13 protein-coding genes are annotated in these 15,970 nt (G+C 43.6%); 2 read left to right on the top strand and 11 right to left on the bottom strand.

All coding sequences use genetic code 11. From position 1 onward, the window contains the following. Positions 1-103: 103 nt before the first annotated feature. Positions 104-901, bottom strand: a complete 798-nt coding sequence (locus AB4Z17_RS16490) for a TerC family protein (RefSeq protein ID WP_441907566.1) — start codon at positions 899-901, stop codon at positions 104-106. Positions 902-1,428: 527 nt separating this feature from the next. On the opposite strand from AB4Z17_RS16490, the gene xerS reads away from it, so the two are divergent. After that, positions 1,429-2,523, top strand: coding sequence for a tyrosine recombinase XerS (xerS, locus tag AB4Z17_RS16485; RefSeq protein WP_076265870.1), 1,095 nt, complete (start codon positions 1,429-1,431; stop codon positions 2,521-2,523). A gap of 49 nt (positions 2,524-2,572) precedes the next feature. Here xerS and AB4Z17_RS16480 read toward each other — a convergent pair whose 3' ends face one another. The 3 genes from AB4Z17_RS16480 to AB4Z17_RS16470 all read right to left on the bottom strand — a co-directional run bounded on the left by AB4Z17_RS16480 (position 2,573) and on the right by AB4Z17_RS16470 (position 6,997). Further along, entirely contained in the window at positions 2,573-4,381 is a 1,809-nt protein-coding gene (locus AB4Z17_RS16480; protein WP_441960901.1) for an ABC transporter ATP-binding protein, read from the bottom strand. Positions 4,382-4,396: 15 nt separating this feature from the next. Next, positions 4,397-6,142 carry an ABC transporter ATP-binding protein gene (locus AB4Z17_RS16475; RefSeq protein ID WP_441960899.1) on the bottom strand — a complete coding sequence of 582 codons (1,746 nt, stop codon included), beginning with the start codon at positions 6,140-6,142 and terminating at the stop codon, positions 4,397-4,399. Positions 6,143-6,454: 312 nt separating this feature from the next. Next, positions 6,455-6,997, bottom strand: coding sequence for an ADP-heptose synthase (locus AB4Z17_RS16470; protein ID WP_441960897.1), 543 nt, complete (start codon positions 6,995-6,997; stop codon positions 6,455-6,457). Positions 6,998-7,204: 207 nt separating this feature from the next. Here AB4Z17_RS16470 and AB4Z17_RS16465 point away from each other — a divergent pair, with 207 nt between their 5' ends. Next, a complete protein-coding gene (locus tag AB4Z17_RS16465; protein WP_339202626.1) occupies positions 7,205-8,179 on the top strand; it encodes a YpdA family putative bacillithiol disulfide reductase in 975 nt (324 codons plus the stop codon). A gap of 49 nt (positions 8,180-8,228) precedes the next feature. Here AB4Z17_RS16465 and AB4Z17_RS16460 read toward each other — a convergent pair whose 3' ends face one another. From AB4Z17_RS16460 to AB4Z17_RS16430, 7 genes are all read right to left on the bottom strand, one after another. After that, the gene (locus AB4Z17_RS16460; protein WP_441960895.1) at positions 8,229-9,572 is read right to left on the bottom strand and encodes a DUF4129 domain-containing protein; all 1,344 of its coding nucleotides are present in this window, start codon (positions 9,570-9,572) and stop codon (positions 8,229-8,231) included. After that, positions 9,569-10,711: a DUF58 domain-containing protein gene (locus tag AB4Z17_RS16455; protein WP_441907560.1), complete on the bottom strand. Its 1,143-nt coding sequence runs from the start codon at positions 10,709-10,711 to the stop codon at positions 9,569-9,571. The genes AB4Z17_RS16460 and AB4Z17_RS16455 overlap by 4 nt, the downstream gene beginning before the upstream one ends. A gap of 8 nt (positions 10,712-10,719) precedes the next feature. After that, complete coding sequence (locus AB4Z17_RS16450; RefSeq protein ID WP_441960894.1) at positions 10,720-11,679, bottom strand: AAA family ATPase; 960 nt, start codon at positions 11,677-11,679, stop codon at positions 10,720-10,722. 15 nt (positions 11,680-11,694) lie between these two features. Next, positions 11,695-12,618 (bottom strand): polysaccharide deacetylase family protein, encoded by a 924-nt coding sequence (locus AB4Z17_RS16445; protein WP_441882372.1) that lies wholly within the window; start codon positions 12,616-12,618, stop codon positions 11,695-11,697. Then, on the bottom strand, positions 12,615-13,598 hold the full coding sequence (locus AB4Z17_RS16440; RefSeq protein ID WP_441960892.1) for a phosphotransferase: 984 nt from the start codon (positions 13,596-13,598) through the stop codon (positions 12,615-12,617). Before AB4Z17_RS16440 ends, AB4Z17_RS16445 begins: the two co-directional genes overlap by 4 nt. A gap of 15 nt (positions 13,599-13,613) precedes the next feature. Next, positions 13,614-14,285, bottom strand: coding sequence for an MOSC domain-containing protein (locus tag AB4Z17_RS16435; RefSeq protein ID WP_441907556.1), 672 nt, complete (start codon positions 14,283-14,285; stop codon positions 13,614-13,616). Between the two features lie 268 nt (positions 14,286-14,553). Then, positions 14,554-15,906, bottom strand: a complete 1,353-nt coding sequence (locus tag AB4Z17_RS16430) for an amino acid permease (protein ID WP_441960891.1) — start codon at positions 15,904-15,906, stop codon at positions 14,554-14,556. Positions 15,907-15,970 lie beyond the last annotated feature (64 nt).

Here is a 15,970-nt window from a genome sequence, read left to right as displayed (position 1 = left end):
TGTGACGTGATATAGAGGAATTCGGAACATTTATAAGCTAATAAAAAGAAAAAAACTGTTGAGTTTGCTCAACAGTTTTTTTCTGATTTATATTGAAAATAAATTAGTTGTTATTTGTTGCTACCTTACCGTCATTGGATTCCTCTTTGTCGCTCGATAGGAACCATCCTATAACAGCGATTAAGACAAGGACAACATAGAAGGTAATTTTCCAAGCTGCTGAATGGGAGAATGATTCTGAAATGATCCCCAGTTTAGGGTGTGACAATGTGACAACAGCTAGCTTGACGCCTACCCAACCTACGATAACGAATGCAGCAACTTCAAGTCCAGGCTTGCGCTCTAGCAGCTTCACGAAAGCTGAAGCAGCGAAACGCATAATGATTAGACCGATGAAACCACCGATAAAGATGACTGCAAAGTGACCGCCATCCATTCCGCCTATTTTCGGCAAATTGGTCGTTGGCAGCGCCATCGCAAGCGCAACAGCTGCCAAGATGGAATCAACTGCAAATGCGATATCCGCAATTTCTACCTTTAATACAGTAAACCAGAAACCGCTAGCTTTTTTGGTTTCTTTTTTGTCTTCCGTTGCATTATCGACATGCTTCTTGAAAATGACTTTTCGGAAAATATGGTTTAGCGCAATGAATAATAGGTACAACGCGCCAATTGCCTGTACTTGCCACACTCCAACCAGAAAGGAAATAGCGAATAACGAAGCAAATCTGAAAACAAATGCCCCTGCTAAGCCATAAAACAATGCTTTTTTCCGTTCTTTCTCCGGCAGATGTTTGACCATGATAGCCAGCACAAGTGCATTGTCTGCTGCGAGCAAACCTTCAATTGCAATGAGGATGAGCAGAACCCATCCATATTCCATTAACAAACCAAAATCCATACAAGATTCCTCCCTTTCGACTCTGCATAAGTAAATTTAACTTGTGCTTACACCCAAAAAATAGACCTTTGCCGACTAGTGGCAAAGGTCTCGCTAACAACGTTAAGTTGCCAATAAAGCCGGAGATCGTTAGATTCTCGTAATGACGACTTTACTGTAGCAGCTACTCCCCTTTGGAATGAAGCACGATGAAGTTATAAAAAGGTATACGGGCTGTTTATTAATGGGTTTCAAAAATAAAAAATAAAATAAATGAGATATTATTTTGTTTTTTTAGAGTGACCATTAAATAAATTTTTATACATCCAAGCACCATAATCAACGTATGAAGGTCATAATGAGAAGAAGTCTCTGAGTAGAGAATTCTTTTTTTTCCTATTACCCTTTTATGACGTTGTACCCCCTTACTCTAATTGTTACAATATAACTATTCATCTGGTTATTATTACAATTTGTTAACATAATTATTATTATGTTTATTAAACGCCGTTAATTATTCGCACCATTAATTTTAGGAGTGACTCGCCATCAATATTATTAAACAAAAAGATCGTGAAGAGCTGGACAAGAAACTTCCTACGATGCCATGGTATATTGAAAAATTTATTAATTACAAACTTCCGGATTTATCTCCTTCATCGCTTGTCGAATATATGAGAGACTATGAAACCTTTCTTAACTGGTTAATGGCAGAAGGCCTTTCTGAAGCAGCAACTATTAGAGATGTAGCTTTGCTTGAACTGGAAAAGCTGCATATGGACAGTATAGATGGCTTTCGTATGTATTTATCGACTCATAAAGTAGAGCGAAACAGTAAAACGACGATCTCACGCAAGCTTTCCTCCCTCCGCTCGTTATTTCATTATTTAAGTCAAATTGCAGAGGATGAGGAGTTTTATCCTCTGCTCAAACGGAATGTTATGGCAAAGGTTACGATTAAACGTACGCATAAGCCGAAGGATACAGCCGCAAAGCTTGAGGGAAAGCTGCTTCAAGAAGAGGAAATTTCCGAATTTATGGCTTATATTAAACAGCATTATGGGACGGATGTTGCCAAAAACAAGCAGGCACTTTACGCATACGAGCTTAATATGATAAGAGATGCATGTATCATTAGCTTTATTCTACATTCAGGCTTGCGCGTATCTGAACTCGTCAATTTGAACGTCGATGATATAGATCTCAAGAAGAAGCTTTCCTATGTATATCGCAAAGGTAAAAATGACGATACGTTTAAAACCCCTGTATATTTTCGCCAAGAGGCGGTTGAGGATCTGCAAGCTTATTTGACTCTTAGGGAACTCCGTTACAAGGCGCCAAAAAGAGAAAAGGCTTTGTTTCTGGCTGTTGCTAATGGAAAAAATGAGGGTTCGCGCATGACGAAGCGAGCCATTCAAGAAATGGTCCTGAAATATGCCAAACGCTTTGGAAAACCTTACTTATCCGTACATAAGCTCAGACATAGCTTCGCCACGGACTACTATCTGCGAAACGACATCTACAAAACTCAAGAGCAGCTTGGGCATGCTTCACCGGAAACGACGCAAATTTATGCGCATTTAACAGATAAAACGATGGCACAAGCAATCGATCGCACAAAAAAAGAGGACGAGTCAAGCTAGCGCATTTTTTGCGTAAGCCTGACTTGCCCTCTTTTTTTATTTAATGCCATTAAGAACTGGTTTGCAAAATAACTGATTCCTGCATAGACAGCTGTGTTAGAACAAGATTGGAGTAGATGCCGCCTTTCTTCATCAGCTCCGAATGCGACCCCTGCTCGGCTACTCTTCCGTTCTCAATGACGAGAATAAGATCAGCATCCTTAATGGTGGATAGTCTGTGCGCGATAATAAAAGCTGTTCTTCCTGCTAGCAGCGTATGCAAAGCCTCTTGAATATGCTGCTCTGTTTCCATATCTACGCTGGAAGTAGCCTCGTCTAATATGAGTATGCCGGGATCTGATAGCAATACACGGCCGAAAGCGAGCAATTGCCTTTGGCCTACCGAGAGTTTTGAGCCTCTCTCCTCCAGCTGCGTTTGATACCCTTCTGACAATTTGCTTACAACGCGGTCTAGCCTTACGCTCTCGGCTGCTCTAAGCAGCTCTTCCTCTGTTGCATGGTCGTTGCCATAACGCAAGTTCTCTTCTACCGTACCCGCAAAAATAAATGAATCCTGAAGCACGATCCCCATTTGCTTGCGTAGTGATTCGAGCGTTGCCTGCTTGACGTCCATCCCGTCAATTCGTACAGTACCGTCTGTAGCATCGTAGAAGCGCATCAAGAGATTAACGATCGTGCTTTTTCCAGCGCCGGTTGGCCCGACTAAAGCTACTCTTTGCCCGGGCTTAACGAGAAATGAAACGTTATGAAGCACATCAGGTTTATTTTCCTCATATCGAAACGAAACATTATCAAACTCRACCTCGCCGCGAACCTGCGGCAGTTCTAAAGCATGCTTGCTATTTTTCACCTCTGGATCGGTATCCAGCACTTCAAATATACGCTCGGCAGAAGCCATAGCTGACAACAGCTGGCTATAAACCTTGGATAAGGCGCTCAGCGGCCCCCAGAAGCGCCATAAATAATTAATGAACGCCATAATGAAGCCAAGCGTAAGCGCGCCTTCAATGACCTTCGTGGCTCCGAACCAAACTACGATACAGGTGCCCAGCATTCCGATCATTTCAACCAGTGGATATACAGTCGATTCCAACGTAATTGCTCGCATAAATGCGCCTTTGTTGCGGGTATTTATGCCTTCAAATCGCTCATTATTAGTCCGCTGGCGTGAGAAGGCTTGAATGACACGAATGCCCTGTATCGTTTCGTTCACATTACCGTTAATCGATGACATCGTTGAGCGTGAACGCGACCATGAGCCTTCAATTTTTGGACGGAGCTTAGCAACGATGAAATAGAGCAGAGGCATCATAATAAATGAGAGCAAAGCAAGCTGCCAATCCATCCAGATCAAAATAATGACGATGCCAAGTAAATGCGTAACCTCCATTACCATCGTTATCAAACCGCCGTTGATTAGCTCTCCAATTGCATTTGTATCATTCGTAATTCTGGACATAATTTTACCAGCGGGACGTCCATCAAAAAAACGAAAGGACAAGGTTTGCAAATGATTAAATAATTGCTGACGAAGATCAAACAAAATACGTTGACCTGTAAAATTGATCCATCTGGTATGCATATAGCTAAACAACCAGCCTATTAGCTTAACGCCCAGCAGAATAGCACCCAATACATGGATAACCGAATAATCTTTTTGGTTTATCCCTTTATCGATGATATATGCTAGAATAATTGGCTCGGATAAGCTTAATAACATATTAATAAGTACTATAATAATGACCCACGTCATTAATTTGCGATAAGGGATAAGATATTGAAGCATACGCCGCATGTATTTCCCATTAAACGGCTTTTCTTCTACATCAGAATCCATATCCCACTCCACTTGACTCATGTTTTCACCTCTCTTCTATTGATGCGCGATTTGCTTCTGTCTATCGAACAATTGACGGAAGAAGCCACTGCCTTCATTTAGTTCCTTATGTGTGCCTTGTTCAGCCACACGGCCATTTTCAAGCACAATAATACGGTCCGCATGCTGAATCGAGGAAAGCCGCTGCGCGATTATAAATGTCGTACGACCCTTCATGACTTCTAATAAAGCTTCATGAATAGCTGATTCTGTTGCTGTATCTACACTCGCTGTCGCTTCATCCAGTACTAGAATTGGCGGATCCATTAAAATCGCACGAGCAAGCGCCACGCGTTGTCTTTGTCCGCCAGAGAGCCCGACACCCCGCTCACCGATTCGCGTATCGTAGCCGCTTGGCATGCTTTCGATGAAGGAATGGATTTGCGATTTGCGTGCTGCCTCCTCAATTTGCTCCTGCGTCGCATCCGGAAGACCGTAGGCGATATTATCTCTAATCGATGCTGAGAACAAGAAGGTCTCTTGCGGTACAATTCCTATGCTTCGCCGCAGTCCATCAAGCTCATATTCCCGCACATCTACACCATCAATGAGTACACTGCCACCGGACACATCATAATAACGAGAAAGCAAGCCAATCAGACTGCTTTTGCCTGAACCCGTAGCTCCGAGTACACCGATCACCTCACCTTGCTTCACTTGGAAAGAAACCTCATCCAATATCGGCTTATCCTTCGCTAAATCCTGATCGGAGAAGAAGAATGTTACACGATCAAAAACGACGTTGCCGTGCATTCCGTCCGTAATTATCGCTTGTTCAGGGGTTTGAATATCAACCGGTGTGTCCAGCACTTCAAATACACGTGGTGCTGCTTTAATCGCTTGTTGGAAAATATTAATTTGCCAGCCTAGCATGTTCAGCGGCCAAATAATGCCCCATGTGTACCATTGAAACGCCATGAAGGTACCAATCGACATCTCTTCCCGAGCAACAAAAATAGCACCGATCCAGATCATCAAAACAAACGTGAGTCCTCCGTAAAAGCCCATGAGCGGAAATGCTTTTGCCTCCAGCCTTGCCCGGTCCATATTTGTATCAAAGTTTTGCTCATTTCGCTCAGCGAATTTCCGTTGTTCTACGGACTCCGTTGCAAAAGATTTGACAACTCGTATGCCTGAAATATTTTCTTGAAGCGTAGTCGTTAAGCGCCCCATTTGTTCACGAATATTGGACCAAGCTGGTCCTACTTTGTGATTAAAGCGAAATAACACGAACAAAATAAAAGGAATTGTAATTAAGCTGATTAAAGTTACTTTCCATTGCATCGTCATCATGAAAATCGTCGTTCCGATAAATGTCAGCATGCCAGTAAATAGGTTCATCGCTCCAAACCCGACAAAGTTTTTTACCGCATCAATATCACCAGTCATTCTGGACATGAGCTGACCAGTCTGCGCACGGTCATAATAAGAAAATGATAACCGCTGCAAATGCTCATAAAGCTCTTTCCGGAGTTTAAACACGACATTTTGGCCGACTAGCTCTTGGGAATAACCTTGTATAAACATGCCTAAGCTCTTTAAAGCTTGAATGCCTGCCAAAGCAAGTGTTAATCCGATCACAACGGACATATTGCTTTTTCTGATCCCTTCGTCAAATATTTTGGCTAATACCCAAGGAGCTACCAAATCGAATATCGTCGCAAAAATCATAATGATAACCGCTGTAAATACCCATTTGGCACTCGGTCTTACATAAATCATCAAACGTAACAGCGTTTTCATTGGATTGCCCCTTCCCCTATAGGAAACAAAAAAAGACCTCAAGCCATAATCGGCTTGAGATCTTCGTATAATAGCGTGCAACGGTCAAAAAAGCTGCGTTGACACCAATGAACGAAGGCAGCCCGATCGGCATGTTTGAACAACAAGATGGAAATTCATGCTAAACTGCGCGCCTTCGACATTCATTCCAATCTGATTGAAAAACATTCGTGAGCCCCCCTTTTCGTATCCATTTGATCATATTTTCCTAACCCATCCAAATCTTAACACCTGTTTCTGCCTTTGCGCAAGAGGTTTTTACAAAAAAATGATTTAAAACCTGTCCGACTCATTCGGCAAATCAAAGTCGCTTGAGGAGATGCCTTCCTCTACCGCAAACTCAAAATCTTCAATATCGTAAATTTGTACAGGAACCTCTGCTTCTATCAGCTTATCTTGAAACTCAAACTGATCCGACAGCAATGGGACTTGCAGCTTCAACCCTGTTAACAGCAATTCCGTTTCGATCGGATCGAACATCTCGCCATAATGGGCATTATCGACAGCATGCACGACCGTAAAATGAATCGTATCATTTAGAATGAGCGGAGAGCTTTCTCGCCAAGGCACTTGCATAGCCTTTTCAATTTTTTTGCGATTAAGAGCATCCTCAAAAAAAGAAATAAGTTCATTTATTTTGGTTTTTACATGCCCATCATCATCTGGATCATCCATGACAGGTTCAACACCGTCTCTCATTTCATACAGCTCAGCTATGGATGAATAAGGTACGACAAAATCAATTGGACGACTCGGTACAAGAAGATGTCCATACGTTGCCACCAGTACTGCCTCTATTACAAAACGTCGCCGCATGTGATCTCCTCCTATCATTTTGTGAAATAAAGCTAGTTTCATAGAACCGGTATACAAATAAGAATGGTTACACATTATTATACAATAATATATTGCATGTACACGAGAGCCATAAATCCAGATTTGCACAATATGTACGCCTCGCAGTAAAATGATCGTTATATTAGAATTTATATAGCTTCGTTATAGTATAGGAGGGTAATACAAATGCAAAAAGAAGAAGCCATCATCATTGGAGGCGGTCCGTGCGGCTTGGCAGCAGCGATTGAACTCGAACGGATTGGTCTCCAGCCGCTTGTCATAGAGAAACGCAACATTGTACATTCAATCTCGCAATATCCCACTTATATGCAATTTTTCAGCAGTCCAGAAAATCTTGAAATCGGCGATATACCATTCACAACGGCTAACGATAAGCCTTCCAGACTGGAAGCACTTAATTATTATAGAACAGCCGCGCAGCGCAAAAACGTTCGTGTGCAAGCCTATGAAATGATAAATAAGATTACGCCTGAGAATGGACAGTTTATTTTGCATGGAGAAGATCGTTTTGGCGAGAAGCGCACATACCAAAGCAAGTATGTCATCATCGCTACAGGTTATTTCGATCATCCGAATGAGCTGGGCATTCCCGGTGAGCAGCTCGATAAGGTTAGTCATTTCTTCCGCGAATCGCATCCCTACGTTGGTATGAAAGTTGCCATTATTGGCGGCAGCAACTCCGCAATCGATGCGGCTTTAGAGCTTGAGCGGGTCGGTGCAGAGGTAACGGTCGTCTATCGCGGCAATGATTATTCCACCAGCATTAAGCCATGGGTTAAGCCAGGTTTCCAGAGCAAAGTAACGAAAGGCTCTATTCGCATGCTGTTTCAGTCAACTGTAACCTCTATCGAAAACAATGACATCACTGTACTAGGACCTGAAGGCGAGATCCGTTTGGAAAATGATTTTGTATTAGCTTTGACCGGCTTCCATCCCGATCGCAACTTCCTTAACACAAGCGGCGTTACGATTGAGGAAGAAGGGTATCCAACCTTCAACGAAGATACTATGGAAACGAATGTTCCAGGCATTTATCTCGCAGGAGTGGTAGCCTCCAGACATGAAGCAAATGAAATTTTCATCGAATCCGGACGGTATCATGGCCATAAGATTGCCGAACATATTTTAAGCCTCAAATGATTATATGGTTAAGCTTTGAATCAAACACCAAAAAAAGGGAATCAGCTTTTTAAGCTTGATTCCCTTTTTTTTCGAACTGGTTTTTAAGAGCGTTGATTTGTTTGTCATCTGGCTGCTTATCGCCATACCTTGCTTCTTCGTACAACTCAATAAATCGAGGCATATTGTCGAGCTTGCCAGCCTGCCATGTATTCAGGTCTTCTGACGTTTCGCGCGGAGTCATATGTTCTTTGACCGTATACCCCTGTTCGGCGCTGCTTCTCAATAAGCGAGCATATAAAAACCTGATTTTTTCTGTATTTGTTCGCAGCTCGTTCCATTCCTGGGCAAAGGAGCGCTTCTTTGGCAGCAGCTGCTTCAGTTTATTGCCCATTTGCTCCCGCCATTTAGTTAATGTCATTAAACTTTCAACTTCATCTGTAAAACCAACCCCGTTATTGCGGCTATCTGCTCCTCTTTCCTGCAATTTAGCAGCAATCAGCTTCGCCCATTGCATTACCTTTCTAGCAATAAAATAGAACAGAATGCAGAGGATGATGATGACTAACACGATGCCGATGATTTTCGCAATTTGCTCGAGTAGCAGCATCCAATCAGACGGCGGCTTCGTTTCCTCCAAAGGCATCTCAGGTGTTGAAGAATCAATAGGAGGTTCTTCGGCCGGTGTTTGCTCCCTAGACTGGTTTAGCCAATTCATTATTCGTTCAATGATTGAATGAAAGAAGCTCTCAATCATCTTCTGAATTTGGCGGAAAAGAGCAAGAATGCTAATGATGCTGACGATTACAATAATTAATAGACGATTTTGGCGTTTAAAAGCAAGAGTAGCTGACGTTTTACCTGAATCTACTGTTTCACTGTTCAAATGCCGCTCATTTGCAAAAAAGAAAAATATAATGACGGCAGCAATTCCGCAAACCATTAAAAGACCGTTGTACTCCATCAGTTTTTTTAACGCAATTATTTTTAACGGCTGCACAGCTACATAAAGGAGCACGCCAATCAGCATCTGTGTATTGGGAAATGAGTTGAACCATCCCCGCAATTGCGCCGACATGCCCCTCATTGCTGCTACAGCAGCAGCAAGTCCGCATACAACCATAGGGACGATATCCACATTACCTACCCATGCGATAATGAACAAACTGCTATGCAACGCCCCAATAGCAATAGCTAGAAGCAGCTTCACGCCGTATCGTAATCTTGGATATTTTCCGAGAATTAGCGATGCTGCCCAGTAGCAGAGAGGAATCGTTGCTATCCATGGCCACAAAGCTCCAGCAGGCAGCAAGTAAACAGCTATCGCTATAAATACGGGCAAATAAAAGAGCAGTTCAATAACGCCTTGACCTAGGGTATTTAAAGGAAAAGATCGCTTTTGGGGCTCATTCACGCGGTCACCTCTTCTCTGCTGCTACCTGATATCGCTTGTCCAACATCGCTAATCGTTGGCTTAGCTTTATCTGTCAGCATCCAAACTGCGACTGCATTGCCGTTGTAGCGAAGCTGTTCAGCTTGTTTTTCCAGTTCTTCGTTCCAATAAGCCGTAATCATTAGCACATCTCGTTCACTGAAGCCGCTTCTTGCTTCGCGTTCCAACAAATGATGAAACAGCTCTGTGCGTTCAATATCGAGCTTCGCCATTTCCTCTAAAATAACGATTAAATGCTCATGCCCGCCTCTAGGTTCAATGTGGACGCTTTCCATCATGCCGGTCAAAGGCATATTGGATGCAAAACCAACTTCCATGCCCTGCTGAATTACAGCTTCAGCTGCCCCTGCTGCCCATTCAATGCCTAGCTCGATTAACGATAAATCAGTTACGCTTCGCCACATGCCCTCTACATCGTCCACATTCAAATAAATCATCAGTCTGCGGTCCGCGGTAAAATCATACTGATGGACTTGAAGGCTTCCTGTTTTTGCAGTAGCTTTCCAGTTGATTTGCTTATACGTATCGCCCGCTTGATAATCACGAACGCCTGCAATAATGAATGGATCGTTGATAATCCAGCGGCGAATCGATTGATCACCCTGCCAGCTATGATAAGGCAGCTCATGAATGGGGACCTCGGCAGGCTTTGGATAAACAAGCAGTTCCCCTTGAAGCGCAATTTGAGCGGACGAATGGGTTAAACCAAGCGGATCACCGCCCGTTAACGTGACGGTTTGAAGCTTGTACCAGCCTCGTTTTGCACAGGTGATGCGGTGTGTGCGCGTAATTTTTGTATACGGCGATAGACTAAAGAAGCTCTTATGGTTCTGATAAAGCTGCCCGCTGCTCACAGAAAAATTATCAAGCTGTTGAAAATGCAGATGAGTGGATAGCTGTGATTCCACGCGCAGCCAAGGCACCGGCAGCCATTTGGCGTTTGCCATCTCTTCTATCATCTCAACTTGCTCACCGCTATAGCATGTTTTGCTCGTAAAACGCCGTTCATATTGGATACGGCGCAATACGAGCTTTTGAAATATTTTGCCCTGTAGTGACAAAATGACGATTGCAGCTAATATAAACCAGAATAAAATCATCAGGCTGCCTAACGAGCCGTAACGCCTGCTTCAGCAGGCACGGCCGTCAAACGAATAATGTCATCAATAATGGACTCCGCCTGATTTGCTGTACGATGCATGCCGCGAATGGCTAGTCGGTGGGACAAGACCGGCTTCGCCATTGCCTTTATATCATCTGGCGTAACGAAATCACGTCCTCGCAAAATGGCATGGACCTGGGAAGCGCGGAGCAGCGCTTGACTGCCACGCGGACTGACACCAACAGAAACCTCCTCACGCCTTCGTGTTTGCTCCACGATTTGCAGCAAATACTGAAGGATGTCATCGTTCACTTTCACCGCTGAATAGGCTTGCTGTGCCTTCTGAATGACATCTATTCCTGCAACTGGCTCAAGCTCCGCAAGCGGATCATGATCTTTAAAACGTTTTAATAGCAGCAAACCTTCTTCAGTCGTCGGATAACCCATCTTAATTTTGAATAAAAAACGATCGAGCTGTGCTTCCGGAAGTGGAAACGTTCCTTGATGCTCCACTGGATTTTGTGTAGCAATAACCATAAATGGACGTTCCAAATATTTGGTTTCACCGTCGATGCTGATTTGACGCTCTTCCATACATTCGAGCAAACTCGATTGGGTACGAGGCGTCGCACGATTAATCTCATCTGCTAACAGCAAATGAGTAAACAATGGACCAGCTCTGAATTCAAACTCGCTTATTTTTTGATTATAGAAATGAATGCCGCTTAGATCCGATGGAAGCAAGTCGGGTGTAAATTGAATTCGCCTGAAAGATAAAGCCAATGATTTGGCCATAGATTTAGCGAGCAAGGTCTTTCCTGTTCCAGGCACATCCTCGAGCAGCACATGCCCTGATGTAAGGAGTCCGATGAGCATTAGTTCTACAACTTCCTCTTTGCCTACGATGACGCGTCCAATATTAGATTTCAATTGTTCGGCTAGTAGTTTTATCGCTTCAATAGACATAAGTCAACTCCTTCGTTAGGTTGTAAAGCCTGTTCGAGCACGCTGCAGTTTTTGTAGTTCACTCCAGCGAATCATACGGATGTTTTCTTTTTGCAACGTATTCTTGATCTCTGCATCACGGAATAATTCGAACTCCATTCCCCGCTTTAGAGGCTGCATGTGAAAAGCATTCAGCTCATCGGTTACGAGAGACGGATGTATAATAATTTCAGAAACGCCTGGTTGCAGACCCTCAAGCACCTGCTGCATGCTTGCCTTTAGTGAATCAAATGTTTCACCCTCCTCCAAGTGGAACGGCAAGCCGATTAAATAATCAAGGATAACAACACCCTTCGAATCCGCCAGCATTCCGAGCTGTTTGGCTTGCTCTTCCAGCTCAGGAGAGGCCACTTGACCAATATTTTGCCTTAAATTACGCGGCAAACGGAAAGGCAGGCCATAGGAAGCGCATACATCCAGAACGATAGATAAGAAATTTCTGCCGGTTGCTAACCCATACAAGCTTCCCATGTGATTGTCCGCATGCGATGGTTTCATCCCCATAGCTAAAGCCATTTCAATTTGTGCGATAAGTTCTTCTTTTACTTGCTCTGGATCAGCTTGCAGCTCAAAGGTTTTACTGTCCTTCGGGAAATAATTTTCATGGGTGACAAGCGAACTTGTGCTTCCTTTGCGGTTGACTGGACCCCAGCGGTACATATCCCATTCGCTAGTAAATGTGAAATGGACACCCACATCGACTTGCGGGTGCCTTGCACTCCATAGCGCTGCTTCCCTCGCCCAGCCGCAAGGCATCATAATCGTCGCCGAGCTCACCGTTTGTTCTAGCAGCAGCTGCTGAATGCCGACATTTACCGAATGGCATACTCCATAGTCATCTGCGTTAATAATGAGCAGTTTTTCGTTCTCGCCGTATCCGAGTGCTTTGGCTAAACTCATGAAAAATCATCCTCCCAATGTTCATTAATCCAGCGGCAGCCAAATGCTGACTGATCGATAATGCCGCAAAGTATTTCCTCATCATCTAAATTATCTCTTAAGCGTATGGCAAAATGCAATGCTACATCAAGCAATCTTAATTTCATTAATATCGGCAATATCTTAATTTCATGAAGAGTTAACGGATTCGTATCCTGATATCCCTGCAATAAAAGCTTCACCTTCTCTTTTATATTTAGGCCGTCTGGTTTTATGATATCGACAATAATGACAGCAAGCTCCATCGCTCTAACATCGACAGTCGTGAATTCAAAATCCAGCACGCCTACGATTTCATCACCTTGACATACCGTATTATTAAAAACCAAATCACCATGGATCCATTGTTCCGGCAGCCCGACAAGTTGATTACAATCCTCTTTCAGCTTCAGACGCTCCTCATGCAAGGCCATGAAGCTTGATTTTCTACCTTTAAGATCTACGGACAACTCTGCCATTGCAAAAAAAGCTTCCTCATCCATCAAAGCATATGTATTCTCCAACATGAAATAAGGGCTGTAAAGCGGCAAGCCTTTTGGGTTTATTCCGCTTAAAGCGCTAGAAAGCTTCGCAGCTGTAACGCCTAGCGCATAAACATGCGCTGGGTTTGAAACCGTCGGTCGGTCACCATCAATAAACTGAAATAATGACGATAAGGTGCCATCTGTTGCAACGCTAATCGTTTCGCCTTGTTTATTCTGAATTGGAATCGGCACCTTAAATGTTAGCTTCTGTTTATTCAAATCGTTCAGTATCTCATGTTCAAGCCTTACAATATCAATATCCTTATGGTTATTGTAAATGCGAAAAACAAATTTTTTATTTCCCGACGAAATGATTCGGGTCGTATTATTCATTCCGCTCTCCCTGCTCTCAATAAGACAAGGCTCAGCGAACGCATATGCATCTAAATAAGCTGTAAAATCTATGGTGTCGGTCAAAACAGACAAGCCTCCTTATTGATCAAGCTGCAATCTTGTCAAGCGAGCCCCTAGCTGTTCCTGCCAGCTCGCAGCCAATTCTTTCACTTCAAGCAGCTCTCTTATTCCCTTTATGTCATCTTTATCACGGTACATGACACGGTTAGCTTCCATAACCGTTTTACGGGCCGGATGTTTATATTTAATTTCAAACGTCATCCCTGCCTGTATATGGCCCTCTTGGAGTACGCGGAAATAAAGACCTGTGTAGCCTTCACGCTGAACATGTCCCGGCAATTCCGGCAGCTTATGCCGCAGCCCCAGCTTATAGCACGGCTGTCTTGGCTGACTTACTTGGAGGATCACATCGCCTGCCTGGATAATATCGCCGATGCACAAATCCCCTTCAGTCCAGCTCGAGAGCGTAAAGTTTTCACCAAAAGCTCCGTAATCAAATGGCTCCTCGTATTTCTCACGCCAATAGGCGTATCGTTGCTCGAAATAGACGCATACCGCTTTGTCCGGTCCACCATGGTGAATCGTATCGCCTTGTCCATCGCCCTCAAGTCCTATAGTGCTCAAAGCATGGGTTGCTTGTGAAGGCTGCTTATAAATTCCTGTTAATATTTCTTTGCTGCCGTGTGTTATTGATTTCGGCATTCCTATATTTAGTGACACAAGTTTAGCCGTTTCTATATGATGTGTCATTCGCTTCGTTCCTCCTATTATGATCTCTCATTTGACTATTATAATCTTCTTAGGGAGATGTTGGCAAAGAGAGATCACTATATCAATAACTTTTGTGATTTTCCCTTTCCCCGCAACGCTTTCGACACATTCTACTTGCGTTAGCCACTGGCTGTCGAAAACCTCTCTTTTCTGTTGCTTATTGCGTTTCCCCGGGAAATGTTTTTTAAATAGTCCGACTATTTCCTGAATGAGCACATCATTATTTCCCGCAGCATCGATCAACAGATTAATTTAAAGGAAATTTTCTTTCCATAAAATAAAGCTCCTTGCGCGAACGATTAACTCTGCTCTGCAGGCTCATCCCATGTTTTTGCCGATACCTTAGCTCCATGAAAGAGATCAAAGTAAGAATTACAAAAGCTGCAATTGAGCCTCGATAATCGATGAATATAGCAACCAGTATCGTCGTTAACAGCAGCCAAGCTATGGAAACCACATGGATTGGGATACTCCAGCTGCCCAAATGCCACGGTGATTCATGCAACTGCACATGGTTCTTCCTTTGTTTTATTTTCCAGGCAATCGGTATGGCATAAGATAGATTTAAACAAATTATCGCTACAGTTAGAAGAAAAATGATTGTATCGTCTCTATAGCTGAAAAACGCAATGAGAAGAATAGTTAGTGAAATGACCGCACACAACCAGACGGCAGGAATCGGCGTCTGATGCCGCTCCGACACATTAGACCACCGTTGGCTCAGCGGCATGGCGCCATCACGTGATAGGCTGTATACAATCCGCGAGCATACTGTCATCGTCTGCAGTCCGCTGCTCCATAATGATAGAATGACAAAAATAATGATCATACTGGCGCCGCCCCAGCCAGCAGCTGCCGTTTGTAGAAACGTTCCCAACCAGCTTGGTCCGTTAGACAATGGAATGGATATAAGCATAAAGCTCAGAAGTACAAAACCAATAACAAATGTGTAAGCAGTAGATAAAAAAATCGACCACGGTGCTCGTACACGAGGATCAATTGTTTCTTCCGATCCTTGGCTTGAGCCCTCCATGCCAATAAATAGCTTTAACAAAAGGAGCGTACCGCTGACGAATGATCCCGCCTGCACGGTACCATTCCACTCTGCATTTTGAAATTGATACATCAATACAGGAGAATAGCTGCCTGGCCATGCAAGCCAAGCTAGCCCAGCAATAATGAATAAAGCAATAAATATTTGCAGTATAACGCCGCCTGCTTGCAGCTTGCTTAACATCCGGTTTCCAAAGTGGTTCACAGCACCTTGGGAAGCAGTCAGCACTGCAACGACACACCAAAAAGTGAAATCCGATGTTTGATAACCTATTCGAGCGGACATAAAACGGTCCAGTAAAGCTGCACATGCGCAGTTTAGCAGCGCAAGCATCGCTAAATGTCCAGATGCTTGAAGCCAGCCTGCTCGCACTCCCCATGAGCGCCCGCCTAATGAGGATGCCGTATGATAAATCCCGCCTGCAGTCGGTGTCACAGATGAGAGTTCTGCGAGAGATGCACTTAAAATAAGTGCAAATAAAGCGATTATAGGCAAACCAAATCCAATAACCGACGGTCCCCCCTCTCCGATCGCTGGCCCAAACAAAAAAGCTGCGCTTCCAATCCCCTCCTACGTAACTGTATGAGTGGTTTGGATGTCACATGCAAAA

This window comes from Paenibacillus sp. TAF43_2, assembly GCF_052113545.1.
GTDB lineage: Bacteria > Bacillota > Bacilli > Paenibacillales > Paenibacillaceae > Pristimantibacillus.
This window is presented reverse-complemented; position numbering and strand designations above follow the sequence as displayed.